This is a genomic window from Planococcus sp. TJ-302, assembly GCF_058268455.1.
Genome location: NZ_JBZDOI010000001.1, coordinates 1,408,179 through 1,428,263, shown reverse-complemented (window position 1 = coordinate 1,428,263; position 20,085 = coordinate 1,408,179). Strand labels below are relative to the sequence as shown.

Here is a 20,085-nt window from a genome sequence, read left to right as displayed (position 1 = left end):
ATAATCCTATTCGCAATGAATATGTAATAAATTTTATGCAGAACTTATTCGGTCAAACAATTGTACTAAATAAGAATAAAATAAATGAAAATAAAGAGCTTTTTAGACGCGCCATAAATAAAAATTGCAAATTGAAATACAAAGGGTGTTCAATGAATGAATGTTATGACCATATATAACAAGTCTCCTATTTTTTTACAAAATTTAGCATGTAGTATTGAAGGATACAAGATTGAAAAGCAAAGATTTAATAAATATTTTTGGCTTCAACTTGCTGAGTATGAAAGTCGAATGGATTGGTCTGAACAGCAAAAAAACGATTTTCAAAATAATCGAATTCAAAAAATTGTAAAACATAGTTATGAAACAGTTCCATATTATAAGGAACTTTTCAGACATATGGGAATCAGTCCTACTGATATTTTAACCTTAAAAGATTTAGAAATATTACCTGTACTAAATAAGCAAATAATAAAAGAAAACTATTCGATGTTTTTGTCTGATGCATTTTCTGAAAAAGAAGTTGTTCATTTGTCCACAAGTGGTTCAACCGGATCGAGTTTTAAATTTGTTACTAATAAAGAGGCGGTTTTTGAACAATGGGCAGTTTGGTGGAGGTATAGAAGATCAATTGGTATTAGAACAACCGATTGGTGTGCTTATTTTGGCAGCAGGCCTATTGTACCTGCCAAACAAAGTAAACCGCCATTTTGGCGTACAAATATTCCAGGAAAACAATTACATTTCAGTGCATTTCACGGCAATGATGAAAACTATTTTCTTTATTTTGAAAAACTAAAAGAAAGTAAAATCGATTGGATTCATGGATATCCTTCATCCATTACTCCGTTTGCTGCATTTATTGTGAAAAACAACCTTAAATTTAATCATACATTTAGATTCGTTACAACTGGTGGAGAAAACCTTTTCGAATATCAAAGTAAAATTATAGAACACGCATTTCATGTAAAACCTTATTCACATTATGGTTTGAGCGAAGGAGTAGCTAATTTTTCTGAAAGTAAAAATCATAAAATGTTAATAGACGAGGATTTTGCTGCAGTTGAGTTTCTCAAGTTGTCAGATGGAACCTTTAATATTGTAGGAACAAATCTCACTAATTATGCTATGCCACTATTAAGATATGATACAAATGACAGAGCCATCTTAGAAAGCTCGGACAATGGGAATATAAAAAGAGAAATAAAAACGGTTGATGGAAGAAATGGAGAACATATAGTTTTACCAAATGGAATTAAAATCGGGGCTTTATCCGCTTTATTTACTACAACATCAACCTTTGTAGAAGCTCAAATACACCAAAAGAATGATTATAATTTAACAATAAATATAGTTAAATCTGGAGAAGAATATATAGAAGATGAAAATTTAGTAAGAAAATTATTGGCTGAAAGAATTGGAAATGATATTAAAATAGAATTTAAATATGTCGAAAAAATTCAAAGAACTAATAGTGGGAAATTAAGATACGTAATCTCTGATATAAATAGTGATTAGATTATCATTTTAGAGGAGGAATTTATTTGCAAATAATTCAACAAAGTTTAAAGAACGGCGAAACAACAATAATTGAAACGCCTTTACCTAATGTTAAAAGTGGACATATTTTAATACAAGTAGAAAAAGGTATCGTTTCTGCTGGCACAGAAAGAATGCTGGTAGATTTCGGAAAGTCTAACTATATTGAAAAAGCGCGCCAACAACCTGAAAAAGTAAAACAAGTTTTGGATAAAGTTAAAACTGATGGATTACAACCGACAATAAATTCGGTTAAGTCAAAATTAGATCAACCAATCCCATTAGGCTATAGTAATGCTGGCCGAGTAATTGCTGTTGGTAATGGAGTTGCTAATTTTAAAATTGGCGATTATGTAATTTCAAATGGTTCACATGCAGAGGTTGTATCTGTCCCTTCAAACCTATGTGCGAAAATACCGGCTAATGTAAATTTAGAAGATGCAGCTTTTACCGTGATCTCCTCTATTGGTCTTCAAGGGATTCGTTTAGCTCAGCCTACCTTGGGAGAAACATTTATTGTTACAGGATTAGGTCTAATCGGTTTAATTACTGTTCAACTGCTTCGAGCTCACGGCTGCAAAGTAATAGCTTCAGATTTTGATCAACGGAAAGTTGATCTTGCAAGCAGCTTTGGTGCTGATGCTGTAAATGTTGCCAACGGAGTAAATATTGTTGACTATGCACTTTCAAAAACTAATGGTCGCGGAGTCGATGGAGTTATTGTTACTGCTTCGACTAAGAGTAGTGATCCAATTTCTCAAGCAGCTCAAATGTGCAGAACACGAGGTCGTATTATTCTTGTAGGTGTTACAGGATTAGAATTGAATAGATCAGAATTCTATGAAAAAGAACTCTCCTTCCAAGTATCCTGTTCGTATGGTCCGGGCCGCTACGATTATAACTACGAAGAAATGGGTCAAGATTATCCATTAGGATTTGTGAGATGGACAGAGCAACGGAATTTCGAAGCGGTATTAAATATGATATCTGAAGGAAAGTTAATTGTTAAACCTTTGATTACTCACACTTATAAATTTGACGAAGCAGTAAAAGCTTACGAAGCATTAAGTGAAGACAAATCGGCAATTGGAATATTACTTGAATATGAGAAAAAAGAAATTGATATAGTGAAGGATCGTGTTATTACTCTTAGAGAAAATAACATAGTGGGTAACCATAAACCTTCTGTCGGAATTATTGGAGCAGGCAACTTTACCAATCATACATTACTGCCAGCAATGCAAGAATTAGATATACAGTTACATACTATAGTGAGCAACGGTGGCGTTAGTGGAGTTAATGTAGGGCGAAAATTTGGTTTTTTGCGAGCATCAACAGAAGTTTCTCATGTTTTAAATGAAAAAGAAATTAACTCAATTGTAATCACAACACGACATGATAGTCATGCCTCTTTGGTAAAAGAAAGTTTATATAATAAAAAGCATGTTTTTGTCGAGAAACCATTGTGCCTAACTAGAGAAGAACTTAATGATATTAAAAAAATAAATCATCAACAAATTTTAATGGTTGGATTTAACCGTCGATTTTCTCCTCACGTTAAAAAGATGAAAGAATTATTATTAACTGTACATCAGCCAAAATCAATTATTATTACAGTAAATGCTGGTAGTATACCATCTGATCATTGGACCCAAAATACTTTAATAGGTGGAGGTAGAATTTTAGGAGAGGGCTGTCATTTTATTGATTTATCAAGGTTTTTGGCAGATTCTAAAATTTCTTCAGTAAATGCAATGAAAATGAAAGTGCCTGGAGAAGAATTATTGGAAGAAAATGTAATGATTAATCTTACTTTTGAAGATGGGTCAATAGCATCTATTCAGTACTTAGCAAATGGTAATAAAGCGTTTCCTAAAGAACGTATAGAGGTTTTTGTGGCAAATAAAGTGTTGGCACTTGATAATTTCAAAACTTTAACAGGTTACGGATGGAAAGATTTTTCAAAGTTCAAAACTCGTTCACAAGATAAAGGACACGCTAATGGCATTCAAGCTTTCATTGAAGGAATACAAACTGGAAAAGCTCCAATCACCTTAAATGAGATTTTTGAAGTGACTGAAGCCACATTTGATGTAGTTGATCAAATTAGAAACTAAGAAATGGGTATGGTGATAAGGTTGAGTTTTCAAAAATATTTTCTTTATATTAATACTCTAAAATATCTAAAAGGGTCTCAATTTTATCATCGTGGCTTGTTTATATTTAAAAAGCAAGTGCTTTATAAATCAGCAAGATGGAAAAAATCAAACAAAAAAAATAACGTTAATATTATTAATTCTGTTAAAGAGGTTCATCCGTTAATTTTCAATATGGCTGAAATTGACCCTGATTTTGATTTTAATAATATGAAAAAGAATAAAAAAATGCTCAGTAATAGAGAGTTTGATTTCTTAAATAAAAGAGTAATATTTGATAAAGAACTAGGATGGGAAGACCCGGATTTATCACAGTTATGGAGATATAACTTACATTATTTTGAGTATTTCCGGCGTTTAATTGAAGTGGAATTTGTACGTCCGAACATTAGCAATTATGAATTACTGAAATATTATGTAACCAGTTGGATTACAAAGAACGAAAAAATTGGTTTAGGCGATGGTTGGCATTCTTATACCATCTCTCTACGTTTAGTAAATTGGATATTTGCTTATAGTGCTTTTTATGAATACTTGAAAAATGATCCGGAATTTAATGATCATTTTTTAAGTAGTATTTTAATTCAAAGTGATTTTTTACTCAATAATCGCGAGTATGATGTAGTAGGAAATCATCTTTTTGAAAATTTAAAAACCTTAATAATTGTTGGTATATTTTTAGGTGATAATATAATTGGGGAAAAATGTTTGAAAATAGGCGAAAAGGAAATGATTAATCAACTTTCTGAACAATTTTTGAAAGATGGTGGGCATTTTGAATTGAGTGCAATGTACCATAGCATATTACTTAAAGGGTTATCAGAATTAATATATGTTTACAATAACTTAGGGAACGAAGTTCCAGTTGAATTTTTGGATACCCAACAAAAAGCATTGAATTATTTAATGAATGTAGCCCACCCTGATGGAGAGATTCCTTTATTCAATGATGCTGCTTTTGGCATTGCAAATTCCCTGTCATATATAAGTGAGTTTATCTTGAAAAAAGAAACGAAACATTCATCACTTAATCTATTTGATCAGATAATGTCGAAATCTAATGGGGTTACTCCACAAGAAGAAGTGAAATATGAATCTAAAGTTTTTTATGCGAAACAATCTGGGTATTTAAAAACGAATGATGAAACATTTTTTTCTATTCTTGATATAGGAAAACCATGCCCTGATTATTTACCGGCACATGCACATGCAGATATTTTTTCTTATGAACTTTCAATGAACAGAAAACGTTTGGTAGTAGACACGGGTACATATGAATATTCGGGTATTAAGAGAGACTATGATAGGTCAACTAGAGCTCATAATACTCTCACAATAAATAAAGAGGACCAGTCTGAAGTTTGGGGTAATTTCAGAGTCGCAAGAAGAGCTAAACCGACTATAATTTCATATGAAGAGAATAATGATTTTGTGGAAATCTTTGCTTCCCATGACGGGTATTTAAAAAAGTTTAAAACATTACATTATCGAAAATATATCCATATATTTAATCAAGCTATTTTCGTTTTAGATTTCGCAAAAAGCAAAGAAAAAATAGAGAGTTATATACATTTAGCACCTTCAACAATATTTTCAATTAATAAGGAAAATATCGAATTTACACATGAAGATTTCTCTGTAAAACCTATCAATGCTTATTTTGTTATTGAAGATAGCGTATATCATCCGGAATTTGGGGTAGAAGAAATCAACAAGAAAATAGTTGTTCATCCAAGATCGCCTGGAGTGTTTGGTTATTATTACACATCTGGGAATAAGAATATTTATCAAGATGAAAAAAATATAACTATTGATACTGGGGAAAAAATATTGAATTTTGATTTAGATTGGGGCAGCAGTAGATGAAAATTCTTGTAATTTCACATTACTTTCCACCAGAAATCGGAGCGCCTTCAGCCAGGTTATTTGAAATGGCAAGATATTGGGTTGCAGAAGGCCATGATGTAACTGTATTAACAGCATTTCCTAATCATCCTACAGGTATAATTCCGAAGGAATATAGAGGGAAAAAATCAATGATTGAACATATGGAAGGTATTAAGGTAATCAGAAGTTACGTATATGCAACGCCAAATGAAGGGTTTGTGAAAAAAACTTTAGGGCACATTTCATTTATGTTTTCTAGTGTTCTTCAAAGCTTTTTTAAAACTGGAAAACCTGATATTGTTATTGTCAGTTCACCAACTTTTTTCTCTATGTTTTCTGCTTCTTTTTACTCGGTATTTAAACGGGCAAAACTTGTATTGGATATAAGAGATTTATGGCCAGCAGCAATTGTGGAATTAGGAGTATTAAAAAATAAGTTTATAATAGGCATCCTAGAATTTTTTGAGAAAAGCTTTTACAAACAAGCTTCCAAAATTGTAGTAGTGACAAATTCCTTTAAGGATAATTTAGTGAATAGAGGCATTCCACAAGATAAAATAGACGTAATTACAAACGGTGTTGATGATAATTTATTCAATTATGATCAAAAAGCAAGAACGGACTTACGTAAAAAACTTGGAATAGGAACAAGCGAATTCGTAGGATTATATATAGGTGCCCATGGATTATCTCAGTCTCTACATGTATTACTGGATGTAGCCGCAGAACTTCCAAACATTAAATTTTTATTTGTTGGAGAAGGTGCAGAAAAAAAGAAGTTACTTCAAATAAAAGATGATAAAAATTTGAGTAACGTTCTTTTTGTAGAAGGACAACCAAAAAATATGATTTCTGATTATTATTCCCTTTCAGATGTATGTTTTGTTCCTTTAAGAAACGTAGAGTTATTTAAAACTTTTATTCCATCAAAAATGTTTGAAATAATGAGCAACTCCCGGCCTATAATTGCTAGTCTCGAAGGTGAATCTGAAGGGATATTAAAAAAGTCGAATTCAGCTATCATAACAAAACCAGAGAACGTAGAAGAAATAAAAAAAGCGATTTTATTTTTAAATAATAATTCCGAAATAATTGAAGAATATGGAAATAATGGCAGAAAATTTGTTGTGCAAAACTATACTCGCAAGTCATTAGCAAGTAAGTATCTAAAGCTGTTGAAAATGGAGGTTAAATAATGCTATTAGTAACCGGAGCTACAGGATTTTTAGGAAGTCATACTATTCCAAAGTTAGCCAAAGACTATGATGGTAAAATACGTTGTTTTGTAAGAAAAACAAGTGATACCAGCGAGTTGGAAAAATTCACTAATATAGAACTTGTATACGGAACTTTAGATGATATGCAAACTTTTGAAAATGCTTTAGAAGGAATTGATATTTTAATAAATATTGCTTCTTTAGGTTTTGGACATGGCCCATCTATTGTAGAATCTTGCAAAAAAAAAGGAATCAATAGAGCAATTTTCATAAGTACTACTGCTATGTTCACCCAATTGAACGCGAGCACTAAGGTGATACGGCAAACAGCTGAAAGATCAATAATGGAGTCAGGAATCGACTATACAATATTAAGACCTACTATGATATATGGGACAGAAAAAGATCGGAACATGAGTCGATTAGTGAAGTTTCTTAACCGTACACTAGCCTTTCCTATTTTCGGGACGGGGGAGTATTTACAGCAACCAATTCATGTAGAAGATTTAGCTGATGCTATTGTAAAAGCATATAAATCAGAAAAAACGAAATTTAAGGCTTACAATTTGTCAGGAGAAGATGAAATTACATATAATGATGTAATTGATATTACCAGCAAACTATTAAATAAAAGAGTGAAAAGAATACATATGCCTGTAAAGCCTGTATTAAGTGGTTTAAGATTATATGAAAAAGTATCAAATAAACCAATTTTAAAGGCTGAGCAAGTACTAAGATTAAACGAACATAAAAATTTTAGTCATGTAGATGCTGTTGAAGATTTTCAATTTAAAACAAGAACTTTTAAGATTGGAATTAAAGAAGAAATTGACCTGATGAGAAATAAAAAGTTAATTTAGTGTATCTTAGCCATATTTTCACATTATGGGCGTTTAAGAAAAAGGAGTTTCAAAATGACATTAGTTAATATTGTAGGGCTTGGATATATAGGTCTTCCAACTGCTTTAATGTTTGCTAAAAGCGGCATTAAAGTTATAGGTACAGACTATAATAAAGGTATAGTAGAATCACTAAACTATGGAAAGCTTTCATTTGAAGAAGTGGGTCTTCAAGAACTTTTTGAAGAAGCCCAGGCTAATGGAGTAGAATTTTCAACAGAATACAAAAAAACAGACACATATATTCTCGCAGTACCAACGCCATATATAGAAGAAAGTAAAAAACTGGATCCTGTTTATGTGATCTCTGCAGTAAATAGTGTGCTTGATGTATGCGAAAAAGGCGCAGCTATTATTATTGAATCAACCATTTCACCAGGTACGATTGATCGCCATATCCGGCCTGTAATTGAAAAAAGAGGGTTAGTAATTGGAGAAGATGTTCATCTGTTACATGCTCCTGAGAGAATTATTCCTGGTAATATGGTGTATGAACTTGAGCATAATTCAAGAACAATTGGTGCTGATAATTTAGACGTTGCTGCAAAAATTAAGGATTTATATGCTAGCTTCTGCAAATCAGAAATCGTTTTGACAGATATTCGGTCTGCTGAAATGTCGAAGGTTATAGAAAATACATATCGAGACGTTAATATTGCATTTGCAAATGAACTGACTAAAATTTGCCGAACAGACGATATAGACGTCTATGAAATTATTCGTATTGCAAATAAGCATCCGAGAGTAAACATCCTGCAGCCTGGTCCAGGGGTCGGTGGCCATTGTATCTCGGTAGATCCATGGTTCTTAGTTGGAGATTACCCGGATCTAACAAACTTAATTCTAGCTGCACGTAAAATCAACGATTCAATGCCACGACACGTTCTTGGACGTATTAGAGACATTATGCGTGAACATAATATCCAAGACATTACAAAAGTTGGATTGTACGGATTAGCTTATAAAGAAAATGTTGATGATACAAGAGAGAGCCCTACACTTCAGCTATTAGAAAGACTGGATGAGCATTTGGCATTTGGAGTTAAAGTTTTTGATCCATTTGTAAAAGAGCGTATGGTGGATCATCAATTCATGAACTTTGAAGATTTTATTAATGAAGTTGAAATAGTAGTCGTTATGGTAGGACATGATCACATTAAAGAAAATATGGATTTGCTAAAAGACAAACTGGTTCTTGATACAAAGAATATTTGTGTATTCGAAGATGCCTATAAACTATAGAGAAATGTGGTAGTAGCTTTGACTAAAAAAGTAATGGTGGTTTTTGGTACCCGACCAGAAGCGATAAAAATGTGTCCTTTGGTTCAAGAACTTAAAACTAGAGATAATCTTAAAACAGTCGTTTGTGTAACCGGTCAGCATAAGGAAATGTTAAAACAGGTCCTTGATGCCTTTAATGTAGTTCCAGATTATAATCTTTCTATTATGAAAGCAAAACAGACATTATTCGATGTTACAATAAATATACTTGAAAAAATGAAGGGTATCTTGGAAATAGTAAAGCCAGATGTAGTTTTAGTGCATGGAGATACTTCTACCACTTTTGTTACTTCTCTTGCTTGCTTCTATTTACAGATTCCAGTAGGGCATGTTGAAGCAGGTCTCAGAACGTATAATATTTACTCACCTTATCCTGAAGAATTCAATCGGCAGGCAGTGGGAATTGTGGCAAATTACAATTTTGCTCCTACAGAAATTTCAAAACAGAACTTGATTAAAGAAGGTAAGAACCCTGCTTATATCTTTGTTACAGGAAATACAGCTATTGATGCTTTAAAAACGACGGTTACTGAACATTATTCACACGATCAGTTAGATTGGGCTGCTGACAGCAAGCTTATTATGATTACAGCTCACCGAAGAGAAAATCTTGGTGAGCCGATGAGAAATATGTTTAAGGCCATTAAGAGAATTATCCAAGAGCATCCTGATATAAAGGCAATTTATCCAATTCATATGAATCCATTAGTAAGAGATGCAGCGAATGAAATTTTAGGAGATCTGGATCGAGTAAGAATTGTCGAACCTTTAGAAGTAGTCGATTTTCATAACTTCCTGTCCAGATCACACATCATTTTAACGGATAGCGGCGGTATTCAAGAAGAGGCGCCTAGTCTTGGTAAGCCCGTATTGGTCATGCGTGACACTACGGAACGTCCTGAAGGTATTGAAGCGGGAACTCTTGAGTTGGTTGGTACACAGGAAGAAACAATCTACAAGGCTTTTAAACTGCTTTTAGAAAACGAAGAGAAATATGAAGCTATGAGTAAAGCAAGTAATCCATATGGTGATGGACATGCCAGTAAGAGAATTGCAGATATTTTAGAGGGTAAAGTAGAAAACGCGCCCCTGTGTCGAACACAATTCTAAATATACGGACATACTGCATGAGGAATTCGCTGAAACCAGTGGTTGGGCGGGTTCCTTTTGCATGTATATGGTGAAAAGCAAGTAGTCATAATTGCACCTTACACAGGGAATAAATGGGAACTTATGGAAACCTGTGAAATACAGGCAAAGGCCAGGAAATCCCTTTCTTTTCTGCTTGCTCCAGCACATCTTTAATCAACACTTACAGCTGGCAGCGCTTATCCGTTTGGATACCTCCTGAGCATCCAGCCGGAGAATCTCTCGATATTTGATCATAAAAAACCTCCTACACAATCAATTTACGTAATATTCTGCAAACCAATTATATAGAAATGATTCTCTCATGTCTTAAGTGGTTCTATTTTTTGTCCGTAGTGGTTTTGAAATGTGGCACAAGTGGTTCTTTTAGATGGCTATATGCATGAAACAATCGCAGAAGCCATTCTCGATCGGATTATTCACGACTCTTACCTTATCATGATCGATGGAGATATTTCGATGCGCGAGTGACATGGTTTAGGACAGAGATAAGAACTCAGTGCCCAAGGAACAAAAAGAAAGCTCTGCAGAATTATAACTCTTTGTCTGAAGGGCTTTGTGGTTGTCTTGGTAAAGAGTGCGACAAATCGCGGTAAAGCAAATGGCACTGGGTGGTAAATAAGAAGGTAGACATGGTAAAAATTCGTGGCCGAATCACTTAACGCTATTCGGTTAGATCAGCTGTTCTAAGGATTTTATTCGTATTAAAAAATTGGACCTCAGCCTAGGTCTGCCGATTCAATATATTCACAGCATAGCCATGAGAAACTACCGTATTCTGAAACCGCATGGGTTAGTGGATACGGTAGTTGTATGTATAGCGCGAAAAGCAGATAGGCTTAATTGTGCCCGGCAAAGGAAATATGCAGTTCGAGTAAAAAATATTATCTCATTTAAAAAATAAATATAGGTTTACATAGATAAATCGATTATTATTATAATGTAAAAACTTTCAAAAATATGGAAAGTTAAGATGTAGAAAGGTATCGGAAGGGCATGAAAATAGAACGGGTCAAAACCGAAAACGAGATGATTGATTGAAATTTGAAAAAGGGAGATCGAACTTGAAAATACTATTGCGTGTACTTATAAGTACAGTTTTATTGCTTCCCATTGCTTCGCTGGTTTTGCCTGAACATCACAATACCGAGGCTGCCGGAAATACGTTCATGGATATGATTAAAATTGACAGGAGTCAGGATGTTTCGGCACTTCACGTCTTTGATGAGCAGATCATCACGACTTACCGTGATAACGCGACCCGGCCTGCCCTCATCTCTTCCTACAGCAAAACAGGAACCTTGAACTGGGAAATATCCGAGTATGGCCCTCATGCCATCTCAGAATACAAATTTGCACGGGTGCAGAGTGGAGTCCTTTACATCTATTCCACTGCGACAGGGAAAGTGCTGACTTCGACTGCCATCCCTTACGGCGCTTCAAAAATTTACATGACTGAAGCCTATATTGTACTGGCTACCTCCTCGTCATTTTCCGTTTACGATACAAGCGGAAAGTATATTATGAAAGCCAATGTGGATGGCATTAAAGGGGCAGCGCTAAGCCGCAATACGCTGGTGCTGCAGGATTCGAAAGGCGTCCATTCGTTCGATTTTGCTGCCCGTAAAAAGATGTGGAGTGTGCCTTTGGAGCCTTTTATAACCAATGAACGCATGCTGAAGCCGACTGACAATGTGGTCTATGCCCTGGGTGTTGAAAAGCGGTATCCAGAGCACCTTATAGCTCCAAAGGATATCCTGATTGGGATTAACGCAACTACTGGCGCCGTCCTCTATAAAAAAGACTTCGGTGAGTATGCAGAAACTTATTCGCGGATCAAAGAGTTCGGTCTAATGGTCAACCATCCTTTTGAAGATATTCACCACATCTACAATCCGGATGGCACCGTGAAAATGGAATTGAATATGGAATCTGCAGCCATCAAACAGTTAAAGGAAAAAAACTTCGTTTATGGCACTTATTATAATGGAGCGGAAGACACCATCGCTGCAAGAGAAGGACTTTATTATTTTAAAACTTATGACGCGGTCCATAAAGAGTTTCTTTTTTCATCGCTGAAAAGCCTGGATCAAACAGGGGCTGTGAGCTTTGAAAAAGTATTCGAAAATGAATATATTTTCGGCATTGCGACTTCGGATTCCAATAAATTATTCGTGGCAAGTGGAAACCGCCTTGACAACTCCAGCGAATTGAATAAATTGAGCGTTTATGATTCAAAAGGGGCGTTATTGGATACCATCCAGACCGGTTACATCGAACGTCTGCAATCAGACGGTTCCAGTTTATATGGCTATGGTAACAGAACGCTTTACATCTTTAAGGAAAGTGAACCAAAAAACGTACCTCGAATCTCAGGATCCAACCGCTATGATACCGCTGTCGCGATTTCCCAAAAAGGCTGGGAATCAGCCGGTACGGTGGTGGTCGCAACCGGCACGGATTTCCCCGATGCTTTGGCGGGCGGACCGCTGGCGTATCAGGAAGATGCACCGATTCTGTTGACGCGTCCTGCGAGTCTGTCTAGTGCCACTGAGAAGGAAATCAACCGATTAAAAGCGGAAAAAGCCATCCTTCTTGGCAGTGAAGGAGCCGTCTCTCAGGCGGTCGAAGACAAATTAACAAGTCTAGGGCTGTCAGTGGAAAGGATCGGCGGCAAATCGCGTTTTGACACCGCAAGGCTAATCGCAGACAAAATTTCTTCGGACAAAGCGATTGTCGCTTACGGGTTCAACTTCCCGGATGTGCTGGCAATTTCTCCGTATGCCGCGAAAAACGGCATCCCGATTTTGCTGACACGAACGGAGCGCCTTCCGGAAGAAACGAAAGCAGCTATAAAAAATAAAACGTCGACAATTGTGGTCGGCAACACTGGTGCGGTCAGTGCCGAGGTATTCAGCCAGCTGCCGAAGCCAGTCCGCTATGGAGGCAAAACCCGATTCGATACCGCCAAAGAAATCAGCTTGAAGCTGCCGCTTGGTGTCGACCAGGCTTATGTTGCTACCGGACGGAACTTCCCGGATGCGCTGGCAGGCTCGGTATTGGCAGCGAAGAACGATGCATCGATCTTATTGGTCAATGATGCATCAATTCCAGCAGCTACAAACGATATCCTGTCAAGATACCGGAACTTCTCAATTCTCGGCAGCGCAGGAGCGGTCGGGGATGAAGTGAGGCTGTTATTGAAAGAGGAAATGGTGAAGCAGCGATCTGTGGAGTGAAAGATTTTTTTCGAAAAGCATAAAATCGCGCCCCCTGTGCAAGACAAAATTGAACTTATTCAGTTAAAATGAATGCCCAAAAGACCGCCTTCAATGAAATCAAGGGATTTCGAAGGCGGTCTTTGTGTTTTCATGCGGCCAGCTAACTATTCAGAGTTGCTCCGTATATAAGGACGAAATTGTTAGGTTAAGCGGCCGGTAAGTGGTGCTTGCCATTGCCGTTGCCGTTTCGTTGCTTCTTGATCAGCGTTGCTGCACCGACGACAGCGGCAATGCCGATTGCGGCTCTGTAAATCGGTTTCCAATTGAGCGGAATGGTTTTCGAGCCGACAGGCAGAGGTTCTTTCTTTCCGTACGTGTATTGCGTCAACTCGTCCACAGTCGGCGTCGGTGTGTTCCCTGGTTTGATCATTGTATAAAATTCGTCTGTCAAATAAGCAATCTCATCTTCTGAATCCTTCAAATGCTCCATGGCATTCTCAAATTGTGGGGTGGCTGCCACTTTGCCGAGAGCGAGTACAAAGATCGGTTCAGGAATTTTGTCCATCATCCGATACGCAGGAGGTGTTATTGGAATCCCCGCATTTTCCGTAGCCAGCAATGATTCATGCAGCGCGCGTTTTATGAGAACTCGCGCATCCCGTGTCGCAGCAAAATGTTCCATATCTGAATTGCAGGCATAGACAGCCGGAGCGAACGTCGGGACCAGTATGGCAACTTGTGTTTTCAACCAGGCATCGATGTCTTTCTGTATTTCCGTCCGGTAACCGCGCATGGAGCTCAAAATCTTCGCCACTTCACGGGTTCTGGTGGTGATGCTGCCATCGACCTCGCCAATCGGCAGGACCGTGGGTTGCTTTTGATCTACCGGCAACATGTGCATGACATGTCCTTTCTTAAATCCGCCCGGAAGCGGAAAGCCGGCCATCACTCGTTCTTTGCCAAGTGCGTCAATAAATTCCTGCTGCCCGGCGGCATTATTCATCATGAACAAAAACGTCGGCACTTTTTTATTGGCCGCCAGAACAGGAAGTATGGCAGAAACCTTATTTTTTCGGATCGACACAATGACAAGGTCGTAATAATCCTCTTCTTCAAGGCTTTCGACAACCGGCAGATGCGTAATCTTTTGCACACCGGTATCCGTATTTTCAATGGCGACTCCGTAAGTTTTCAACTCCTGCTGCCGCTCTCCCTGGTCAAGCAAGGATACGGAATGGCCAGCTTCTGCAAGGCGCACCGCGAATAAACTGCCCATAGGTCCCGCACCATAAATAAGAATTTTCTTTTTCATAATCATTGCTCCTTTTTCTATAGTTTTGTAAAATCCGCGACATGTTCAACGTACGATTCATTCACCGAAACTAACTAGAGCTTTTATGCTGATATGAAAACTTATCCTCCTTTGACGTGACGTAAAAGAAATCTCGAAAAAACTGAATTAATAATATTTTGATACAGTGTATCATTTTTTGAGTGATTATGCGGATGTTTTTATAAGATAACTAGAAATACTTCAGGCATTTTTTCGTATTTACCTTCAGCAAAATTAGAATTCGCGCCACTGTGGAAAACACAATTGAATTTAGTCATTTAAAATGAATGGCCAAAAACCGCCTTCAATGAAATCAAAGGATTTCGAAGGCGGTCTTTGTGTTTTCAAGCGGCCAGCTAACTATTTAGAATTGCTCCGTACATAGGGACGAAATGGGACTGCTTTAAAGAGGGGAGCATTCGGATTTTGCCTCAAGACAATCGTTGGGTCTGCATCTCCGAGGGCTCTATGTCTTCTGAATGAAGATCTTACTCAGCGTTCTGCAGTTACGACAGGTAATAGATGCACTACCACAGGTTGGTCTTCTCGAGCGACTCACTAATCCGTCCAAAGTGGCTCATTTCAATGGCTGTATTCACCAAAGAATTTGAGGCTTAAGCAGTTAGGAAAGGGTATTTTATACGTGTCTCATACCGCCGAGTCACTCTATGATAAACTTGTCGTTAAAAGGGGGATTTTTATGAATATTTTTCAGAGCTGCTTATGGCAAACGAACTCGACTTTAATAGAAGGAAGAGAGGATTGCTTTCTTTTTGACCCAACCTATTTTCCTCACGAATTAGCACAAATTAAAAAATCGCTTCCAGACAAAAAGTTATACGTGATTTACACACATGCCGATTGGGATCACATTGCTGGATTTTCCGATTTTTCATATGGACATACGGTGGGCCATCACAAGATAGGTGAACGCCAAGACCCCATGGAGAAAGTGCGGTCTTTTGATCTTCAATGGTATGTGGCGCGTGACAAAGAACTTGAAAATCTTAGAATTGATGAGGAAATCGTGGAGGAGACGACCAAATCCACCTCGGATGATCTGCTTTATTTTTTGCCCATACCAGGCCATACCGATGATATGATGGCTACGTTTTTTCTAGAACGCAAACTTGTGGTAGCAGGAGACGTCTTATCAAATTTGGAATTTCCGTTTATTTTTTATTCAAGCAAAAAATACATCGAAAGCTTGCAGCGGATGAAAGAGAAAATAATCGAATATGGTATTCACACCTTGATTCCTGGCCACGGCGATCCTATTTTTGATTCTCAACCGGATATTCTCAAACGAATCGAAGACGATTTGGATTACCTTCACCAGATAACTTCTGGCAATAAACGGGCTCTTTACCGGCAAAAGCCAATTCCGCCACACCTCATTCCACGGCATGAAGCAAATATAGATTTTATTGAAACCGAGTTAACATAAGCGGGAAGAAAATCATGCCTTGAATAGAATAGGCAGAATTTTTTTAGGTGAGTGCATATTGCTGAAACTAAACGGTTCATTAATGTAGAGGAGTTGTGTTGAAAATGAACAAGCAAGAAGAAACGAATAACCCCGTTCCGCAGGGGAAATATGTTCCGGCATCGCGATTTGAAAACTTGATTTATACCGCCGGGATGACTCCCAGAAACAATGGCAGACTGATTCAATACGGGAAAATAAGCGCTGATCAGCCGGCAGCTAGCTATAAAGAAGCAGTCAGGCAAGCGGTTGCCAATGCACTCACTGCAGCCAGGAGTTTGCTAGCGGAGCAGGAAGAGTTTGAGCAAATCATTTCGCTCACCGTTTACCTGAATGCGGAAGACATATTTGAAGCGCATTCTGCGCTGGCTGACTTTGCTTCTGAGTACTTATTCGAACAATTAGGCAGCAAAGGAATCGGGAGCCGGGCTACGGTAGGTGTTGCCTCATTGCCAGGCAATGCACCGGTAGAGATTCAACTTATTGCTGCCGTTGCTGCTAAAAGCAGTGATTAAACCCGATCCAACTTTATTGATGGGATTCAGGACGAATTCGCGTCGCTTGGAAAGAAACAATTCAATAGCGTTTTGAATAGACACGACAATTGAATGCAAAAGAAAGCCGCTCCTGAGAATGCAACATTCTCGGGAGCGGCTGTTTCAGTTTTATGCGGAAAGCGAAATTCTCCTGAATTAGGCCGCTTCCTGCAAGAGAAAAGCTAAGCTTTACTTCAAAAGACGCTAAGCAAATCCGGTTTTTTGCCTTTCATCAACTGGAGCTTCTCTAAGGCATACGCCACATTCAATACTTTTTCTTCTTCAAATGCAGAGCCCATAATCTGCAAACCGATCGGCAAGCCATCACGGACACCGCACGGAATGCTCAACGCCGGCAGCCCAGTTAAGTTGCCGGGTCCTGTGAAGCGGATCACTTCATCCAGGAAGCTCAGCGTTTGGCCGTTAATGTCTACCGTGTTGTCGCCAATGAGCGGCGGCAGGAACGGCAGCGTCGGGCTGATGATGACATCGACCTGCTTGAATGCTTGTGCAAACTCATTGCTCAGCTTCCGGCGGATTTGCTGGGCTTGCAAATAATCCACGGCCGTCACCAATTCACCAAACTCCAGCAAGAAGCGGGTATCTTCTCCGAACATTTCGGGATGCTTGAGCAAATTCTGGTGGTGGACGGTGCTGGCTTCTGATGTAATGGTGACGAGTTCGGCAAACTCCGCTTGCGAAAGGGACGGAATCTTGATCGGTTCGATCCGCGCCCCGAGCTTCACCAATTCATTGATTGCGTTTCGCACAGCTTCATCGACGCGTTTGTCGACATTGCGGAAAAAGTAATCTTCATCGATGCCGATGACTTTGCCTTTCAAGTCTTCGGATAGCCCGCCGCTGTAATTTTGGGAAGGTTTATCTATAGACGTCGGATCTTGCGGGTCATAGCCGGATAAGGTTTCCAACAGCAGCGCGGCATCGTAGACCGTCTTGGTCAATGGTCCGATATGGTCGAGGCTCCAGGCCAAAGGGAAACAGCCGTATTTTGAGATTCTGCCGTGCGTCGGCTTCAAGCCGATAATGCCGCAGCTTGCAGCGGGAATCCGGATTGAACCGCCTGTATCGGTGCCAAGCGAAGCGATGGCCATGTCAGCGGCAACGGCTGCGCCTGACCCACCGCTTGAACCGCCAGGAATTTTGCTGAGGTCCCACGGGTTGCGGCAAGCGCCGAAATGCGGATTGGTGGTCGTTGCGCCCCAGGCATACTCATGCATGTTCAGCTTGCCGGTGAAAACCACACCCGCGCTTTTCAGCTTCGATACGACCGTTGCATCATAATCGGGCACAAAATCCCGGTGGATGCCAGAGCCCATTGTGGCTGTTTCGCCTTTGAAATACATAATGTCTTTCAACGCCATCGGAATGCCGTGCAAGGGACCGCGGTAATTGCCGCTCGCAATTTCACTCTCGGCCGTTTTTGCTGCCTGTCTCGCTCCATCGGCTTGAATCTCGATATAGGAATTCACATGGCTGTCGTACTTGTCGACATTTTTCAGCACCGCTTCGGTTAATTCGACAGGGGAAATGTCTTTGTTTTGGAGCAACGGAGCCAGTTCGCCAATCGATTGTTTCGCTAAGTTCTGCGTCATTTCCCATCACCTCCTGGCACATGGGTCAAGCCGATGTCGTAATCGGCTAGTGCCTCCTGGTCCACGGTCGCTCGCATTTTTTCGAAAACTGCCCATTGACTCTCCAACATTTCCACGTGATGTTCCGGTACGTCGATGCCTTTGTCTTGCAAGATCTTTAAAATGTTCTGTGCCATTCCTTTTCCTCCCATTCAAATTAGGTTGAAAGCTTATGTGAGAACAAAGATGATTACGTCTACCTTATCATAGTAGAGAGAATATTTTGATTAATTAAGTGTAAATGAATGAACAATGAGAAATTCATTTCTCAGGAGAAGAGGCAATGCCACGCAATGCTGAGCCTGCACAATAATAGAAGACAGAAAAATCCACTCCCAAGGAAACTCAAGGGAGTGGATTTCTTGTGCAGAATGAGGAGAGCCGGTCTGTTTAATAAGGAGTGGTCAAGTAAGGGTCACAGCTGGCAGCCGCTCCGGAATCATAGCCAAGCAGAAAAGCGTCGGTCCGCTCTTTCGGCGTTCCGTGCGTCGGATTAGGAGCTGATGGGTCTTGGCCGATATCCGCCAGCGTCCGCTTCACTTCCTGGATGTCCGTGGTGTCCAGAAGGCCGCGAGCGTTTACCGAATGGGTCCATACGCCCGTCAGGCAATCCGCGTTCAGTTCAATGCTCCGGGAAGTCGCTTTTGGGGCTTCGTCGCCGGTTACTGGCAGCCATCCGAGCTCGGTCTGCAGATTATGCGCGTATTCGTGAGCCAGCACAAAGGCTACGGAGAAATCACCGGCCTTGTATTCACTCGGCGGCTCTACATTGGTTTTGTACGTCCCTTCCAATAGCTGCGCGGCCATTAGCTGCGTCATGACGATCTGATCATCATAGCCGCAATAAAATGCTTGCGCCGGATCGATCGGTGTTTCAATAATGCATTCGGTCTGGACCGGTTCTCCTAAAGCTGGGAACGAATAAGTGACAGCCGGTTTTGCATAGCCATCCTTCACCAGTATTGGAGACCAAAATGCTTCCACATCAGCCAAGACGTAGACAAGATAATCATGCATTGTGTAATCCGCTGGCAGATCCTTCTTGAACGCTGAGCTGGCTAAAGCCGATTCTTTTGCTGATAAGCCGAGAGCTTGGGGATCGACGGCTTCTTGATTTTCCGCTGCTTGTGGCGGAGCTTGAAGAGGGTTCCACCCGGGAAGCAACAGGAAGATGACCACGGCTAACATGATTTGTGCTGTCTTTCTCCACATAATGATCATCTCCTAGTTTTTGATTAGCAAATCCACGGGCATGGGTATGATTGAATTCTGAATTTTTTAATAATTAATTATCATTCTATCATATATTTGATATTTAAATGATAAATTTTTAATTATTTTTAAATGTCTTGCCAAGTAACAGAATGCAGAGAGGGGGGATGGAAGGGGCACCAGCACAATCAAAAAAATCCCGCCGCTGTGTAAGACAAAATTGAATTTATTCAATTAAAATAAATGCCCAACAAACCGCCTTAAAAGCTTCTTGAATTGGAGCTAATCACTCGGGACTGAGTGTATCTATTTGATGCGAAGAATAATTCAACCTGCCTGGATGCCCATTCAGGTTTTCATCTAAAAATGTAAACAATTTTTAAGAAGTTAAATAAATTAATTGAATTGTATAATAAATAATTGACTTTGAATTTTATTGCTAATACACTTAAAGAAGTTTCAGAACAAAAGTTAAGAAGAAGTTAAGTAATTCTTACTTTAAGGAAGATAAATAGTT

At 39.1% G+C, this 20,085-nt stretch carries 14 protein-coding genes and 1 pseudogene; 11 read left to right on the top strand and 4 right to left on the bottom strand.

The genetic code is table 11. The features are described from left to right. Window positions 1–156: 156 nt before the first annotated feature. The 9 genes and pseudogenes from AC4EHB_RS07080 (at window position 157) to AC4EHB_RS07040 (ending at window position 13,367) form a co-directional block, all read left to right on the top strand. Window positions 157–1,518 (top strand): phenylacetate--CoA ligase family protein, encoded by a 1,362-nt coding sequence (locus tag AC4EHB_RS07080; RefSeq protein ID WP_490981051.1) that lies wholly within the window; start codon window positions 157–159, stop codon window positions 1,516–1,518. A 26-nt stretch (window positions 1,519–1,544) separates the two neighbouring features. Beyond that, window positions 1,545–3,656, top strand: coding sequence for a bi-domain-containing oxidoreductase (locus AC4EHB_RS07075; protein ID WP_490981050.1), 2,112 nt, complete (start codon window positions 1,545–1,547; stop codon window positions 3,654–3,656). Between the two features lie 3 nt (window positions 3,657–3,659). Continuing rightward, the gene (locus tag AC4EHB_RS07070) at window positions 3,660–5,561 is read left to right on the top strand and encodes a heparinase II/III domain-containing protein (protein WP_490981049.1); all 1,902 of its coding nucleotides are present in this window, start codon (window positions 3,660–3,662) and stop codon (window positions 5,559–5,561) included. Beyond that, the gene (locus AC4EHB_RS07065; protein ID WP_490981048.1) at window positions 5,558–6,778 is read left to right on the top strand and encodes a glycosyltransferase family 4 protein; all 1,221 of its coding nucleotides are present in this window, start codon (window positions 5,558–5,560) and stop codon (window positions 6,776–6,778) included. The genes AC4EHB_RS07070 and AC4EHB_RS07065 overlap by 4 nt, the downstream gene beginning before the upstream one ends. Continuing rightward, complete coding sequence (locus AC4EHB_RS07060; protein ID WP_490981047.1) at window positions 6,778–7,659, top strand: NAD-dependent epimerase/dehydratase family protein; 882 nt, start codon at window positions 6,778–6,780, stop codon at window positions 7,657–7,659. The genes AC4EHB_RS07065 and AC4EHB_RS07060 overlap by 1 nt, the downstream gene beginning before the upstream one ends. Window positions 7,660–7,713: 54 nt before the next feature. Continuing rightward, window positions 7,714–8,940: a nucleotide sugar dehydrogenase gene (locus AC4EHB_RS07055; protein ID WP_490981046.1), complete on the top strand. Its 1,227-nt coding sequence runs from the start codon at window positions 7,714–7,716 to the stop codon at window positions 8,938–8,940. Between the two features lie 33 nt (window positions 8,941–8,973). Next, window positions 8,974–10,089 carry a non-hydrolyzing UDP-N-acetylglucosamine 2-epimerase gene (wecB, locus tag AC4EHB_RS07050; protein WP_490981498.1) on the top strand — a complete coding sequence of 372 codons (1,116 nt, stop codon included), beginning with the start codon at window positions 8,974–8,976 and terminating at the stop codon, window positions 10,087–10,089. A gap of 420 nt (window positions 10,090–10,509) precedes the next feature. Beyond that, window positions 10,510–10,599 (top strand): annotated as a pseudogene (locus AC4EHB_RS07045) (AAA family ATPase); the annotation flags it as partial. Window positions 10,600–11,192: 593 nt separating this feature from the next. After that, the gene (locus AC4EHB_RS07040) at window positions 11,193–13,367 is read left to right on the top strand and encodes a cell wall-binding repeat-containing protein (protein WP_490981045.1); all 2,175 of its coding nucleotides are present in this window, start codon (window positions 11,193–11,195) and stop codon (window positions 13,365–13,367) included. A 187-nt stretch (window positions 13,368–13,554) separates the two neighbouring features. On the opposite strand, the gene AC4EHB_RS07035 is transcribed toward AC4EHB_RS07040, so the two are convergent. Next, window positions 13,555–14,661: a ketopantoate reductase family protein gene (locus AC4EHB_RS07035; protein ID WP_490981044.1), complete on the bottom strand. Its 1,107-nt coding sequence runs from the start codon at window positions 14,659–14,661 to the stop codon at window positions 13,555–13,557. 721 nt (window positions 14,662–15,382) lie between these two features. Here AC4EHB_RS07035 and AC4EHB_RS07030 point away from each other — a divergent pair. Then, window positions 15,383–16,129, top strand: a complete 747-nt coding sequence (locus AC4EHB_RS07030) for an MBL fold metallo-hydrolase (protein WP_490981043.1) — start codon at window positions 15,383–15,385, stop codon at window positions 16,127–16,129. Window positions 16,130–16,233: 104 nt separating this feature from the next. After that, complete coding sequence (locus tag AC4EHB_RS07025; RefSeq protein ID WP_490981042.1) at window positions 16,234–16,683, top strand: RidA family protein; 450 nt, start codon at window positions 16,234–16,236, stop codon at window positions 16,681–16,683. A 215-nt stretch (window positions 16,684–16,898) separates the two neighbouring features. On the opposite strand, the gene AC4EHB_RS07020 is transcribed toward AC4EHB_RS07025, so the two are convergent. The 3 genes from AC4EHB_RS07020 to AC4EHB_RS07010 all read right to left on the bottom strand — a co-directional run bounded on the left by AC4EHB_RS07020 (window position 16,899) and on the right by AC4EHB_RS07010 (window position 19,568). Beyond that, complete coding sequence (locus AC4EHB_RS07020) at window positions 16,899–18,317, bottom strand: amidase (RefSeq protein WP_490981041.1); 1,419 nt, start codon at window positions 18,315–18,317, stop codon at window positions 16,899–16,901. Continuing rightward, window positions 18,314–18,493, bottom strand: coding sequence for a hypothetical protein (locus tag AC4EHB_RS07015; protein ID WP_490981040.1), 180 nt, complete (start codon window positions 18,491–18,493; stop codon window positions 18,314–18,316). Before AC4EHB_RS07015 ends, AC4EHB_RS07020 begins: the two co-directional genes overlap by 4 nt. Window positions 18,494–18,746: 253 nt before the next feature. Further along, window positions 18,747–19,568, bottom strand: a complete 822-nt coding sequence (locus AC4EHB_RS07010; protein WP_490981039.1) for a neutral zinc metallopeptidase — start codon at window positions 19,566–19,568, stop codon at window positions 18,747–18,749. Window positions 19,569–20,085: the final 517 nt, after the last annotated feature.